We start from the raw sequence: 13,057 nt of genomic DNA, 5'->3' as shown, positions 1-13,057 counted from the left end.
CATTTACTGTTAAATGAATGTAGATATCTAATCATTTGACAGTATGCATACACAGATTATTAATGTTATGGGCGGGCAAAAAGCTTTCGCGCAAAAGATTGACAGCTTTCTTTCATTCATAGAAGTCACCCAGCAAGGAATTCCCATTGCGATTGCTCAAACCGTTCAAAAAAGAATGAATTTGTCAAATAAGCAATTTGGCGAAATGTTAAACTTATCGGAAAGCACTTTTCAGCGCAGAATAAAAAACAAGTCAATATTAACACCTTCCGAAAGTGAAAAGGTGATTGACTTTTCGAAAATTATAGCAAAAGGCGTCGATGTTTTTCACGACGACAATGACTTTAACAGCTGGTTGAACAGCCCAATTCTAGCGCTAGGCAACAGAAAACCGATAGAATTGCTGACTTCGTCCATTGGAAGAGAGGAAGTGCTCAATGTTCTTTTCAGGATAGAACACGGCATTTACTCCTGATATGCTCCTTTTTCGCATCACTAGTCGCACATATGCAAACGATCTGCAAGGGACAGGTTGCCTTTATGCTGCCGGGCGATGGCATTTCAAGGGAACGCAAATCGTTTACACATCGGAGCATGTTTCGCTGTCGAAACTGGAAATTCTCGCTAATTCCTCTTTTATTCCAAAAAACCAAGCGTTGGTAACCATTGAAGCTCCATCCGATGCATCTGTTTTGGAAACTGACTTGGCTAAACTTCCTGATAACTGGTGGAAATTCCCATATCCAGATTCGTTAGCAGAAGTAACCGAACAATGGATTGAAGAAGGCAGATTTTGGATCATGAAAGTGCCTTCTGCACATTCATTTACGGAGTTCAACTATTTGCTGAACCCATTTCACACCGAGCATAAGTCTGCGAAAATTCTTCGTGTTGAAGATGTGCATTTCGATGGCAGACTTAAATAAATGCCTCCGATTTCCCTAGTTTTGACTTTTGAATCAAATTGAAGGATATTTCTGCGCCTATGAATGCTGTAAACCGCTTTTTAGTCAACCAAAGATATTTGCTGATCCTGTTCATAGGAGTGGCGATTTTTGCCAGTTTGCAATCTTACTTTGGCGGTTTGAAAAGTTTTGTGGAAGGCGGACACCTTTACACAACTTACAACAACTACATTATTTTTAAGCAGTCGTTTTTCCATTTGATTCATGGGCAGGACCTTTACGCGCAATTTGTTGAAGAGCAAGGCGATTTATACAAATACAGCCCCGCATTTGCATTGATTTTCAGCATTCTGGCAATTATGCCTGATGTGCTCGGTCTCTCAGTCTGGAATATTTTGAATGCGGCGGTGCTTTTCTACTCGGTCTATTATCTGCCCCGCATTAACCTCCGCACCAAGGGATTGATCCTCGTTTTTGTGATTGTGGAATTGCTTACTTCCGTTCAGAATGAGCAAAGTAACGCGTTGATTGCCGGATTGTTGCTGTTTGCATTCGGCTTTCTGGAAAGGGGAAAATATTGGCTGGCGACGTGCTGCGTTGTTGCAACGATTTTCATTAAGCTGTTCGGGATTGTTGCATTGGCTTTGTTCCTGCTTTATCCCAACAAGTTGAAGCTGACTTACACGACGGCCTTTTGGGTGATCCTTTTCACGATGCTTCCGCTCCTGGTCGTTGACTTTAACCAGTTTGTATTTCTTTACAAAAGCTGGGCTAATCTGTTAGCGAATGACCATTCGATTTCGGATGGCTTGTCCGTTATCGGCTGGCTCAAAACCTGGTTTAATCTCCATTTAAACAAAACGTATGTCAGCTTGGCGGGCGCAATTCTCTTTTGTATTCCGTTGCTGCGGATCAAGGAATATGGCAATTTCACTTTCCGGATCGTGTTGCTGGCTTCGACTATGATTTGGGTTGTGATTTTTAACCACCGGGCTGAGTCGCCCACTTTTATCATTGCAATTACTGGGGTAGCCCTTTGGTATTATTCGCAAAGCGAGAACAAATTAAATTACTTTCTGCTGGTCCTTGCGTTCGTTTTCACTGCATTGTCACCAACGGATCTTTTCCCAAAATTTATTAGAAATGAATGGATGAAGCCATATGTTGTCAAGGCCGTTCCGTGCATTCTGATTTGGGCAAAAATTACTTATGACCTGCTTTTTGTAAAACTTTCGCCAAGGATAGAGCGACAGCAAGTGCTTGAAAAATAAAATGCGTTACAGATTTGCTGCGGCAACAAACCCGTAACGCTATCAACCTGAACCTTAATTTGATCCTACCAAAGTGCGCTCAACCTCTCTTACTTCGTTGGTTGCCAGGTAAATGCTCTTAACGATCTTCTCGGAATCATTGGAGATCTCCAATGTGTAGACGCCGTCCCGGATTTCGTCAAAATTCAGTTTGCGGCCGTATTTAGTCAAATATTTTGGCACATATTCTTCGTGCAACATGTTGCCTTTCGTATCCATGAGGCGGATCACGACGCGCTCTCCTTTTTGCTTTTCCATCAATAAATTCATCGAGACCGTATTTTTCACTCGATACATGCCGACCTTAAATTTTTCGCAGGAATTGTTCTTGCATTCAGCTTTCGAATCGATCGGGTTTGCGAATGTATTTCCAGTAAGTAAAAGAAGGCCGAATGCGGCGGCTGCAAGCGTTTTGATCATGTTTTTCATGGCTTATAAAGGTTACTTTGAGTAAATAATTCTTGAAGATTTTTACCAATGATAACCTCACCCCAGCCAATGTTGCACGCATTATTTAAACGGCGGAAAATGGGGTTGAATGGTCGTGTGTATCACCCCCCAATTGCAATCATATTCCGATTTTGCTCGTAATCTGATTTTGCTTGGGTTTCTGTGAAATTTACGTGGCCTCCGTGGGCGAAATGTTTTTTGTAGAAGTGGGCGTGGATGAGGGCGCGGACGTCCTGGCCTGCGCGTAAGGGAGTCAACAAATCTGCCTCGGATGTGTCGAAAAGGCAGTTTTTAAGTTTTCCGTCGGCAGTGAGGCGAATGCGGTTGCAGCCTGAGCAGAACGGTTGCGTTACGGTGCCGATGATCCCGAAAGTGCCTGCACCACCAACGACCTGAAAACGATGCGCCGTATCCTGCAACTCGCCGGTCAGTTTTTTGAAATCAAATTCATTGTTAATGTCTGAAAGCAAGTCGTTATAGGACACGATTTTCGACATATCCCATTGATTGCCTTTAAATGGCATAAACTCAATAAAACGCACATGCAGATTGGGCTCATCGAGGGTCATGCGGACGAAATCATTTACTTCGTCTTCATTAATTCCCTTCATCACCACCATATTAATCTTCACAACAAACCCTTTGGCAAGCAGCAAACGAATGTTACCAAGCGTCTTCGCATAATGATCGCGCTTCGTAATGGATCTAAAACGATCTTCGCGCAATGTATCGAGACTGACATTCAAAGAGTTGACGCCTGCATCTTTCAAGCTGCCAATAAATTGGTCAATAAAAACAGCATTGGTCGTTAACGTCAACGAAGTAGGCAATTTGCCAAGGTCGGACACAATTTGCGCGACATCCTTGCGAATTAGAGGCTCGCCACCAGTCAAACGGATTTTGTCGACGCCCATTTCAACGAAGATTTCAGCCAACGTTTTGATCTCATCGGCCTGCATCAGCCATTTGGAAGGCATAAACTGCATTTCCTCCTGGGGCATACAATAGGTGCAACGCAGATTGCACTTATCCGTCAGCGAAATCCGCAGATAAGTGTGTTTGCGACCGAATGTATCAACAATGGGTAATGACATTTTTTATTTATTAATCGTGCTTTTTGCCTTCTAGGACGCCAAAAACATGCAGCACCTGCGGAAACAATGCATCCATATATTCGGTTACGCCTCCTGTGCTGCCGGGCATTGCCATGACCAATGTTTCACCGATTAATCCGCCGACGGATCGGGATAACATTGCTGTCGGCATGCGGTCCTGGCCATATTTTCTGGCTGCTTCTGCGATGCCGGGGATTTCCCTGTCAAGCAACTCAGAGACTGCTTCTGGTGTAACATCTCTGTCAGATAACCCGGTTCCGCCGGTTATCAAAATAAGCTGATAATGTGCCTCGCAAAGGCTTTTGATCTTTTCCTGAATGCTGTTTTTATCGTCGGGAATGATGCTGTAATCGCTTGCTTTGAGTTTCAGCGCTTCCAGTTTTTCAATGATGCGTTTTCCTGATTTGTCTTCACCAATGCCATTGGAAATGCTGTCAGAACAAACAATAACGGCTGTCTTCAAATTTTCAGGAATTGCTTTCCGATCGCTTTTCCCACCTTTTTTCTCCAACAATTTTATGTTATGAATTTCAACACCTCTGTCGATCGGTTTGAGCATATCATACATTGTCAATGCCACAACGGACGCGCCGTGCATGGCTTCAACTTCGACGCCGGTTTTATATATCGTTTTGACAGTCATCTCAATAACAATGCGCAAGTCTTCAATTCTATAATTTACGGCTGTGTATTCAACAGGAATCGGGTGACAATCCGGCAACAGATCAGGCGTCTTTTTAACTGCCAAAAAACCTGCGGCTTTCGCCATTTCAAAAACGTCGCCCTTGGGAACGGCCCGATCCTGAATCGCCTTAATCGTTTCAGGCTTGCTGACCTGGACAATCGCCTGCGCAGTCGCAATTCGTAATGTGTTGCTTTTGTGGGTGATGTCTACCACTTGTTAATTTTGAATGAGTGAATGAGCGAATGACTGAATGGATATTGTTGGTTTGAATGACTTGTTTGCTATTTCCTGGATTTAGCCTATTTGTTTTCTTTCCAGACGTAGTTTCCTGATTCTCCTATTAGTTCTTTTCCGAAGATGGGCACGTTGGCTTTTATTTCTTCTACAATGTATTCGGATGCTTCGAATGCTGCGCGGCGGTGGGGTGAGGAGACGAAAACAAATAGGCTGATCTCGCCCGTCGGCACGACGCCTAAGCTGTGGTAAATGTGCATACAGGAAAGCTCAAACTTTAAAAAAGCAGCTTCACGAATGTCGTGAAAGGCACTTTCCGCCATTTCTTCGTAAGCCGAATATTCAATTCCAGTTACAGTTCCGTCTGGTTTTTGGTCCGCTCTGATTTGTCCCAAAAAGATCGCATGTGCGCCGATCTCCGTTTTCGACTGGTGGCTGGCTATGGATTTTGAAACAAAATCAGGACTGATCGGGCCCTGAACAAACACTTTTTTCGGTTTATGCACTTTTTCCATGTAACTGGCTTTTTAATTCTATTTTGAAAATCAGCCGCCAGCAAATGGTGGCAACAATGCAATTTCGGAAGCATTATCGATCAAAATTGAGTCTTGGGAGATTTTTTGATCGACTGCAATTTTGAACTTTTTGTCGCGCAATGCTGGATATCGCTCCACGATTTGATCCCGGAACTCCCCTACTGTCAGACTTCTATCCGCATTCCAGACTTCATTGGCCTGGCCGGCGATTTCGGCTAACATGCCATAATACATCACTCGAATGCTCATTGTTGTCGGATTTTCATTTTTTGCATAACAACTTTTGCACGCATCTGATTCAGAAAGGCAGTAAATGTACTTCAACCAGGTCGCCTTCCTTCACCACATTCTGACTTGTGGGCAAATAAATGATGGCGTTTGCAATGGCAAATGAACGCAATGCAAACGACTCCTGCCCATCTAACGGAATGACGGCGTCATTCTCGATAAGTCCTTTCAAAAATTCATCCCGCTCACCATTGAAAGTGTAAGCATATTTTGAAGACATTTTTAATGATCGCAAAAAAGGATCTTGCCTGCCGGACATGATTCGCAGCGCTGGAAGCACATATTCGTAAAAACAAACCAGTGATGAGGCTGGATTACCGGGCAAGGCGAAAAACAGTTTTTGTTCTTTTTTCGCAAAAAGCAACGGCTTCCCAGGTTTTTGACGGACTTTATAAAAAATCGTTTCAGCGCCTATGGCTTCCATCGCCTTGCCTACGAAATCATAATCGCCCACAGAAATGCCGCCGGAAGCAAGCACCATATCGTGTTTTTCGGAAAGTTCCGTCAGCGCTTGGATGGTCGATTCGAGATCGTCATCCGAATATTTTATTTCGAGATCCAAAATTCCTTCCTGCTGCAATGCTGCCGCGAGCATGGAAGAATTGGATTCATAAATCTTCCCAAAAACGATCGGATCGCCTTTTTTCAGCAATTCGTCGCCGGTTATCAGTAATCCTACTTTTGGCTTTTTATAAACGCTTGCTTCCCAAACATTCATTCCCTGCAAGAAACCAATGCTGCCGGGTGAAAGCAATGTTCCTTTCTCCAATGCAACGGCGCCTTCCTTTATTTGCTGACCAATGTTACGCACATTCTTGCCGGCTTCAACGGGAAATTCATTAATTATAACGACTCCATTTTCAACCGAAGTGTGCTCCTGCATGATGACCGCAGTGGCATTTTCGGGCACCGGTGCGCCTGTAAAAATCCGCATTGCGGAACCAGCTTGCAATGTTTGAATGTTAGTTTGTCCCGCCTTCGACTCTCCTGTGAGTGTCAGCGCGGAACGTTCTTTTGAAATATCGGTGTGAATGATCGCATATCCATCCATAGATGATTGCCGGAATGATGGCAAAGACAGTGGCGTGTTAATGTGCTCCGCCAGAACACGGCCGAGCGCATTTTCGATAGCAAGCGTTTCGACTGGCAATGGTTTCGAATTGGCAAGAATCCTTTGTTTGGCCTCGTTTACTGTAATCATAATGGCTGAAAAAGCGAAAATGCAAGTTAATACATCTGCATTTGCAATGTTTAACTGGTGTAGAATTAACAATAAGATTTTGATCAAAAAACGCTCAAATCACCATGTTTATAGCGGTTAATGATTACTACAAATCTATAATGAGCTGATTATCAGTCAGCGAAAAGCAGTTATTACAATTAATTCTAACTAAAATGATACGATTAGGGCTTTTTTGAGTTTTGTAAATGTTAGAACTAACCAATTATTATTCCAATTTTCCGCCGTTATGCAATGGAAACGAAGAATTTCAATGCTATACGCAAAACGACAGTGTCTTGAATTAATACTACACTCCGATATATAATGTGCTAGAAATCAAAGTTTTAGCTCAAAATGAAATATTATTAATTCAATACCGTTATCTTTGCACTCTGGCCTTGGGCCTTAAACTATGTTCCACGAAATTTAAAATGAATGATTAAACTTATCTTTATGGCCCTCTCAATCGCAATAATGGGTAAAGCACCAATGAGCGAGGTGGGGGTGGAAAAGAAGGAACTGAAAACAATCACTATCATAGATTCAGATCTTCTTGCTATTGACTTTTGTGGCGAAGCCATTCCATTATCAGAGCTTCGAATTGCTGAGCGATATCAGAACATGATCAGAAATTACGACAACCCCACCTTTCGTAAGCTGATGACAAAGACCCAAAAAAGAATCAAGATTATAGAACCGATTCTTAAAAAGTACGGAGTACCAGCCGATTTTAAATATCTCCCGTTAATAGAGAGCGCAATGAGTGATGACGCCAAGTCACACAGAGGCGCGGGAGGCTACTGGCAGTTAATGCCTTCGACAGCAAAATCTCTCGGGCTGGTTATCAATGAAACCAGGGACGACCGCAAACATCTCGTCAAATCAACGCACGCGGCAGGAAAATATCTGCGCGAACTTCATCGTCAACTTGGTTCATGGACACTCGTAGCTGCTGCATACAATGCAGGACCGACGCACATTCAGAATAAACTGGATGCGCAGAACAAGGATGATTACTTTAAACTGCGTTTAAACTCAGAAACTACACGTTACATTTATAAGCTGCTGGCTGTCAAGGAATGGTTTAACAACCCCGAACGAAGCAAAGAATGGGGAAGCGGAGATGTCGTTGACCGTTTGGCAGAATTCAAAGTCGAGCAAAAAAAGGCTGAAATCCAATCGGAGAAGGCTGAATCGCAGTTGGAAAGGATTGAATCCCTCGAAAAAGCCGAATTGCAACTTGCAAGAGAGTCGAGCAAGTTAGTTGCTGGCTCCTGATCCCATCATTTATTTTGGCATTAAACTTGAAGAAAAGGATACATTATCCTTTTCTTTGTGTTGTTATGGAATGCCGGCAAAACCGACGGGCATAACTTCAATTTTTATTCAAAATTCTTTTTAAAATCAATATGACAAAAGCAGAAATGATCACGGACAAAGGCACCATGCTGATCGAGTTTTACGATGAGGATGCTCCCGGAACGGTGAAAAACTTTGTTGATCTTTCAAAAAAAGGTTTTTACGACGGACTAATTTTTCACAGGGTTATTCCTGATTTCATGGTTCAGGGCGGAGATCCAACCGGAACCGGTCGTGGAGGCCCGGGTTATAAAATCGATTGCGAGCTGAATGGTGGAAACCAATATCATGACCGCGGCGTGCTATCAATGGCACATGCAGGTCGTAACACTGGCGGATCGCAATTTTTCATCTGCCACAGCCGCAGAAACACAGCGCATTTAGACGGAAACCACACTTGCTTTGGTAAAGTCGTAGAAGGCGTTGACACGGTCGACTTGCTTCGTCAGGGTGACAAGATTCAAAAAATCACTATTATCGAGGAACAAGCATAATACTGCTCACTTGGTATGCAAAAAGGCTTGGATCGCTCCAAGCCTTTTATTTTGCGCTTACTTTTAAATCCTACCAGAAGTAAGCATAAAGGAATGTAATAATGCTGATGACGATAACCGCTCCAACGATAAAGCTGCGATGCGGGATGAACATGGAAGTGTCAATTGCTAATCCTTTCTTCTCATCCGGCAACACCAAGCCCAAAATCACCATCACCACTACGCAGATCAGGAACACCAAACCCATACGATCGAGGAATGGAACTTGCGACCAGTCTGCAAATGGGAAGTAATTGTTGTGCATAGCCAATGCAATCAAAAACCCACCAACGATCGCGAATAATGCTCCTGCTGAATTGGTCCGTTTCCAGAAAAAGCCCATTATAAACGAGGCGAAAATTCCAGGTGAAAGCAATCCGGTCATTTCCTGAATGAATTGGAAACCACCTTTTTTGTCAATGCCCATGTAAGGAGAAACGACGATCGCCAGGATCATAGAAATCACAACGACGATCCGTCCAATGCGCACAAGCGTTTTTTCGTCTGAATTTTTACCAATATAGTTTTTGAAAATATCGAGCGTAAAAATTGTTGAAATACTATTTGCTTTACCCGCAAGGGAAGCCACAACAGCGGCCGTCAATGCTGCAAATGAAAGTCCTTTCAGACCGGCGGGAAGCAAATTTAGTAGAACAGGATAGGCTTTATCTGCATTAAGCTGGCCTTCGGCATCCAACATTTCGGCTTGAAATAAGCCTTTGCTGTATAATGCGTAAGCTGCAATTCCAGGCAAAACCACAATTACGGGCATTAACAGTTTCAAAAATGCGGCGAACAGAATCCCGTTTCGTGCTGTTTTCAAATCCGCCCCCAAAGCGCGCTGCGTAATGTATTGGTTACAACCCCAGTAATTGAGGTTAACGATCCACATTCCACCAAGCAACACCGTCAAACCAGGAAGCTGCATGTAAAACGGACTCGTTTTAGGGAAAATCATGTGGAAATGGTCGTCATGATTTTCACGCATCATTTTGATTCCGCTCATCACACCGTCCATCCCCGCTTCACCAGAAACAAGATTGATTGCCAGATAAGTTGTTGCCAATCCGCCGATTACAAGGAAGAAAACCTGAATAACGTCTGTAAAACCGATTACTTTCATTCCACCAATGGTGATAATGATCGCGAAAACGGCCAACGCGATCATACAAAACTGGAAATTCAAGCCTGAAATCCCGGAAACGGCCAATGCACCCAAATAAAGGATGGAAGTGAGGTTTACCAAAATATACAATGCCAGCCAAAAAACGGCCATAATTAAACTCACCGTCGGATTATAACGCTGACTCAAAAACTGAGGCATCGTGTAAATCTTGTTTTTGAGATAAATGGGCATAAAAAAAACAGCTACAATAACCAATGTTGCCGCCGCCATCCATTCGTAGGTCGAAATGCCCAGACCCATTGAAAAACCGTTTCCGGACATCCCAATAAACTGTTCAGCTGAGATGTTGGATGCGATCAATGATGCCCCAATTGCCCACCATGTCAGCGAGCCTTCTGCTAAAAAGAAATCCTTCGTTGACTCAACTGTTGACCTTTTCCGCTGATAAATCCAGTAACCATAACCGGAGACGACAATGAAATAGAAAAAGAAAACAATGTAATCCAGGGTTTGTAATTGTTGCATTTCAAATAATAAAATAGATGAATGAATGAGGTTTGTCGGTTCAAATCGAAAGGTACATTATTTTCAGAAAATAGTGCAAAATGAAAATGGTCAGAAGATGAATGCAGCTATTTTTTAAATGATGTTCATAAATATAGTTACTAGGCGATATTCGCGATGTCGTTACTCCAATATTTTCTTTGAATCCTGAAATCTGAGTGGATTGGTCGGGAGCTTCTTAAAAAGTCGCGCCCGCTGCTTTTCCTCGGCTTTACTGTAAGCGTCTTGGAAAGATTTCCCCTGTTGCATTTGCGATATCAGGCGTTGCAAGCCTTTCTGCTCCGTCAAAATAAGCCAGTAAGAAACTTCAAGTCCGGCTGACATGTAGGCGAGCATCACCTTTTTTTGACTCGCATTGAAAAAGCCTTTGATGGAACGGATATCGCTCAATTCCAATATTTCCTGCCCGCCACCTGTGTAGTAAAGCCATTCGTCCAGATATTCAAAATATCGGCCTCTTATGTCAGGATTGTTTACGAACCGCCTGTCGAGCATGAGTGCAATGCCTTCATTAAACCATTGAGGCACTTCGGTTGCAATGGTCCACCAGCCGAGTCTTGCGAGCAATTCCGTGTGGCTCATCTCGTGACTGATCACGTCCACATTCATTCCTTGCGCATTTAATATGACGAAAGAATCGCCCCAGGGCGTTCCCAGACTGCATCCGGCTCCTTCAGTGCTACTGCAATATTTTTGATATTGCTGCGGGTTGCTGCACACAATAATGACGGGCTTTGACTCTTTTCCTGAATAAAATGAATCGACGCGGGCTTCTGAGCGCTTTATAATAGATTTGACCTTTTTGATGTCGGACTGTTGAATGTCCGGGCTGAAATGGACTTTCCCTTCTGAACGGAAAGACGAAAGGCCTATTAATTCACAGTAAAATATTTGGGGATAAAGGAAGAAAAGACTGGCAGTAAGCACCAAAAACCCTATAATCAACAGCTTTCCCCACTTGATGTAGAACGGCTGAGCTGGATTGCGGGTTTTCAAATGTATGAGTTGGGTTTTGGAGTGCCACGGATGCACGGATGGGCACGAATGCATTCGTGCCCATCCGTGCATCCGTGGCAAAAAAAATCAATGCTTAAAATGACGAATGCCAGTCGTAACCATCGCCAGGCCATGCGCATTGCAATAATCTGTGGAATCTTTATCCCGAATTGAACCGCCTGGCTGAACAACAGCCGTTATTCCGGCCAGATGCGCGATCTCAACGCAATCCGCAAATGGGAAAAACGCATCCGAAGCCATAACAGCGCCATTTAAATCGAAACCGAATGCATTCGCTTTATCAATAGCCTGACGCAACGCATCCACGCGCGAAGTTTGTCCCGTGCCACTGGCCAGAAGTTGGTTTTCTTTTGCCAAAACAATTGTATTGGATTTCGTATGCTTGCAAACTTTCAATGCGAATTCCAATGCTGTAAGCTCACCCGCAGTCGGCGCCTTTTCTGTGACGGTTGTAAATTGCGATTGCACTTCAGTTGACACATCCTTATCCTGCACCAAAACGCCGTTTAAGATTGTTTTGAACATGATCTGCGGCAGAACAACCGCATTGCGTTTCAGAAGAATCCTATTTTTCTTGGATTTCAATAATTGCAACGCATCCTCGTCATATTCCGGCGCAATCAGGATTTCCATAAACAATTTGTTCAGTTCCTCAGCCGTGGCCAAATCCACTTTTGCGTTGGTGATCACCACACCGCCAAAAGCCGAAACCGGATCGCAGGCCAATGCATTGTCATAAGCCTCTTTGGCAGTTGGCGCAGTTGCGATGCCGCAGGCATTGGTGTGTTTAATGATGGCGAATGTTGGTGCAGCATCGGCGAATTCGTCGATCAGATTCACGCAAGCATCGACGTCCACTAAATTGTTGTATGACAACTCCTTACCATGTAATTTATCAAAAATCCCTTCCAGGTCACCATAATAAGTGGCACTCTGATGCGGATTTTCACCATAGCGCAACGTTTGCGAAGTCAGGTTTGTAAAGTCAAAAAGATCCTTATCCGTTTTTTCTTTGTCAGCAGTAAAGAAGCGATTAATTGCGCCATCGTAATGCGAAGAAACTGCAAACGCCTGACCCGCATAATGCCGACGATCTTCAATGTCTGTCGCTCCCGCTTTCGCAGTCAGTAATTCGACAACCTCCGCGTATTGGCTCCGGGATGAAACGATGAGCGTATCTTTAAAATTTTTGGCAGTCGCGCGAATGAGCGAAATGCCGCCTATGTCGATTTTTTCAATGATATCCGCTTCTCCTGCACCCGAAGCCACAGTTTCTTCAAATGGATAAAGATCCACCACCACGAGGTCGATGGCAGGAATATTGTATTGCTGAGCCTGGGCAACGTCGCCGGCATCATCACGGCGATATAAAATGCCACCCATAATTGCGGGGTGCAAAGTTTTAACTCGGCCACCAAAAATGGATGGATAACCCGTCAATTCTTCCGCTGCGACAACAGGAATATTTAAGTTTTCAATGAAAGTCTGCGTCCCGCCGGTGGAATAAAGTTTAACACCATTGTCATGCAGCAGGCGAACCAAAGGTTCAAGTCCATCCTTATAATATACAGATATAAGAGCGGATTGGATTTTTTTCGACATTGTGGAATGTTGGACTAATGATTTCTCTGACTGAAAAATAAACCGCAAAGATAGCCGAAAAAAGTACGAAGTTTAAGGTGAAAACCGCTAAAATCGACGACATTACTCACG

14 protein-coding genes are annotated in these 13,057 nt (G+C 43.6%); 5 read left to right on the top strand and 9 right to left on the bottom strand.

Annotated features, from left to right (window positions below; translation table 11 throughout):
- Positions 1-43: 43 nt before the first annotated feature.
- Genes LZG73_RS13840 through LZG73_RS13830 form a run of 3 tightly spaced genes read left to right on the top strand, consistent with a single transcriptional unit; the run spans position 44 to position 2,176 of the window.
- A complete protein-coding gene (locus LZG73_RS13840; RefSeq protein ID WP_233850496.1) occupies positions 44-475 on the top strand; it encodes an antitoxin Xre/MbcA/ParS toxin-binding domain-containing protein in 432 nt (143 codons plus the stop codon).
- A gap of 1 nt (position 476) precedes the next feature.
- Positions 477-926, top strand: coding sequence for an RES family NAD+ phosphorylase (locus tag LZG73_RS13835; protein ID WP_233850494.1), 450 nt, complete (start codon positions 477-479; stop codon positions 924-926).
- Positions 927-964: 38 nt separating this feature from the next.
- Positions 965-2,176: a glycosyltransferase family 87 protein gene (locus LZG73_RS13830; protein WP_233850492.1), complete on the top strand. Its 1,212-nt coding sequence runs from the start codon at positions 965-967 to the stop codon at positions 2,174-2,176.
- A 54-nt stretch (positions 2,177-2,230) separates the two neighbouring features.
- On the opposite strand, the gene LZG73_RS13825 is transcribed toward LZG73_RS13830, so the two are convergent.
- The 6 genes from LZG73_RS13825 to glp form a co-directional block, all read right to left on the bottom strand.
- Entirely contained in the window at positions 2,231-2,644 is a 414-nt protein-coding gene (locus LZG73_RS13825; RefSeq protein ID WP_233850490.1) for a hypothetical protein, read from the bottom strand.
- A gap of 122 nt (positions 2,645-2,766) precedes the next feature.
- Positions 2,767-3,759, bottom strand: coding sequence for a GTP 3',8-cyclase MoaA (gene moaA / locus LZG73_RS13820; RefSeq protein WP_233850488.1), 993 nt, complete (start codon positions 3,757-3,759; stop codon positions 2,767-2,769).
- Positions 3,760-3,769: 10 nt separating this feature from the next.
- Complete coding sequence (moaCB, locus tag LZG73_RS13815) at positions 3,770-4,678, bottom strand: bifunctional molybdenum cofactor biosynthesis protein MoaC/MoaB (RefSeq protein WP_233850486.1); 909 nt, start codon at positions 4,676-4,678, stop codon at positions 3,770-3,772.
- A gap of 86 nt (positions 4,679-4,764) precedes the next feature.
- Positions 4,765-5,214 carry a molybdenum cofactor biosynthesis protein MoaE gene (locus tag LZG73_RS13810; RefSeq protein WP_233850484.1) on the bottom strand — a complete coding sequence of 150 codons (450 nt, stop codon included), beginning with the start codon at positions 5,212-5,214 and terminating at the stop codon, positions 4,765-4,767.
- 30 nt (positions 5,215-5,244) lie between these two features.
- Positions 5,245-5,484 carry a MoaD/ThiS family protein gene (locus LZG73_RS13805; protein ID WP_233850475.1) on the bottom strand — a complete coding sequence of 80 codons (240 nt, stop codon included), beginning with the start codon at positions 5,482-5,484 and terminating at the stop codon, positions 5,245-5,247.
- Between the two features lie 49 nt (positions 5,485-5,533).
- The gene (glp, locus tag LZG73_RS13800) at positions 5,534-6,724 is read right to left on the bottom strand and encodes a gephyrin-like molybdotransferase Glp (RefSeq protein WP_233850473.1); all 1,191 of its coding nucleotides are present in this window, start codon (positions 6,722-6,724) and stop codon (positions 5,534-5,536) included.
- A 456-nt stretch (positions 6,725-7,180) separates the two neighbouring features.
- Between glp and LZG73_RS13795 the strand changes: the two genes are divergently transcribed.
- Positions 7,181-8,023, top strand: coding sequence for a lytic transglycosylase domain-containing protein (locus LZG73_RS13795; RefSeq protein ID WP_233850472.1), 843 nt, complete (start codon positions 7,181-7,183; stop codon positions 8,021-8,023).
- A gap of 131 nt (positions 8,024-8,154) precedes the next feature.
- Positions 8,155-8,598 carry a peptidylprolyl isomerase gene (locus tag LZG73_RS13790; protein ID WP_233850470.1) on the top strand — a complete coding sequence of 148 codons (444 nt, stop codon included), beginning with the start codon at positions 8,155-8,157 and terminating at the stop codon, positions 8,596-8,598.
- Positions 8,599-8,668: 70 nt separating this feature from the next.
- Here the strand turns inward: LZG73_RS13790 and LZG73_RS13785 are convergent, their stop codons facing one another.
- The 3 genes from LZG73_RS13785 to purH form a co-directional block, all read right to left on the bottom strand.
- Entirely contained in the window at positions 8,669-10,288 is a 1,620-nt protein-coding gene (locus LZG73_RS13785) for a sodium:solute symporter family transporter (protein WP_233850468.1), read from the bottom strand.
- 162 nt (positions 10,289-10,450) lie between these two features.
- Positions 10,451-11,323, bottom strand: a complete 873-nt coding sequence (locus LZG73_RS13780; RefSeq protein WP_233850459.1) for a hypothetical protein — start codon at positions 11,321-11,323, stop codon at positions 10,451-10,453.
- A gap of 87 nt (positions 11,324-11,410) precedes the next feature.
- Positions 11,411-12,946, bottom strand: coding sequence for a bifunctional phosphoribosylaminoimidazolecarboxamide formyltransferase/IMP cyclohydrolase (gene purH, locus LZG73_RS13775; protein ID WP_233850449.1), 1,536 nt, complete (start codon positions 12,944-12,946; stop codon positions 11,411-11,413).
- Positions 12,947-13,057 lie beyond the last annotated feature (111 nt).

This window comes from Dyadobacter sp. CY326, from assembly GCF_021390515.1.
GTDB lineage: Bacteria > Bacteroidota > Bacteroidia > Cytophagales > Spirosomataceae > Dyadobacter.
Note: the sequence above shows the minus strand (reverse complement) of the source record. Positions and strands in the feature narration are given on the sequence as shown.

Bases quoted from the DNA above. Each gene is read 5' to 3' on its own strand.
- LZG73_RS13840 (WP_233850496.1), top strand. From the start codon at position 44: ATGCATACACAGATTATTAATGTTATGGGCGGGCAAAAAGCTTTCGCG.
- LZG73_RS13835 (WP_233850494.1), top strand. From the start codon at position 477: ATGCTCCTTTTTCGCATCACTAGTCGCACATATGCAAACGATCTGCAA.
- LZG73_RS13825 (WP_233850490.1), bottom strand. From the start codon at position 2,644: ATGAAAAACATGATCAAAACGCTTGCAGCCGCCGCATTCGGCCTTCTT.
- moaA (WP_233850488.1), bottom strand. From the start codon at position 3,759: ATGTCATTACCCATTGTTGATACATTCGGTCGCAAACACACTTATCTG.
- LZG73_RS13810 (WP_233850484.1), bottom strand. From the start codon at position 5,214: ATGGAAAAAGTGCATAAACCGAAAAAAGTGTTTGTTCAGGGCCCGATC.
- LZG73_RS13805 (WP_233850475.1), bottom strand. From the start codon at position 5,484: ATGAGCATTCGAGTGATGTATTATGGCATGTTAGCCGAAATCGCCGGC.
- glp (WP_233850473.1), bottom strand. From the start codon at position 6,724: ATGATTACAGTAAACGAGGCCAAACAAAGGATTCTTGCCAATTCGAAA.
- LZG73_RS13795 (WP_233850472.1), top strand. From the start codon at position 7,181: ATGATTAAACTTATCTTTATGGCCCTCTCAATCGCAATAATGGGTAAA.
- LZG73_RS13790 (WP_233850470.1), top strand. From the start codon at position 8,155: ATGACAAAAGCAGAAATGATCACGGACAAAGGCACCATGCTGATCGAG.
- LZG73_RS13785 (WP_233850468.1), bottom strand. From the start codon at position 10,288: ATGCAACAATTACAAACCCTGGATTACATTGTTTTCTTTTTCTATTTC.
- purH (WP_233850449.1), bottom strand. From the start codon at position 12,946: ATGTCGAAAAAAATCCAATCCGCTCTTATATCTGTATATTATAAGGAT.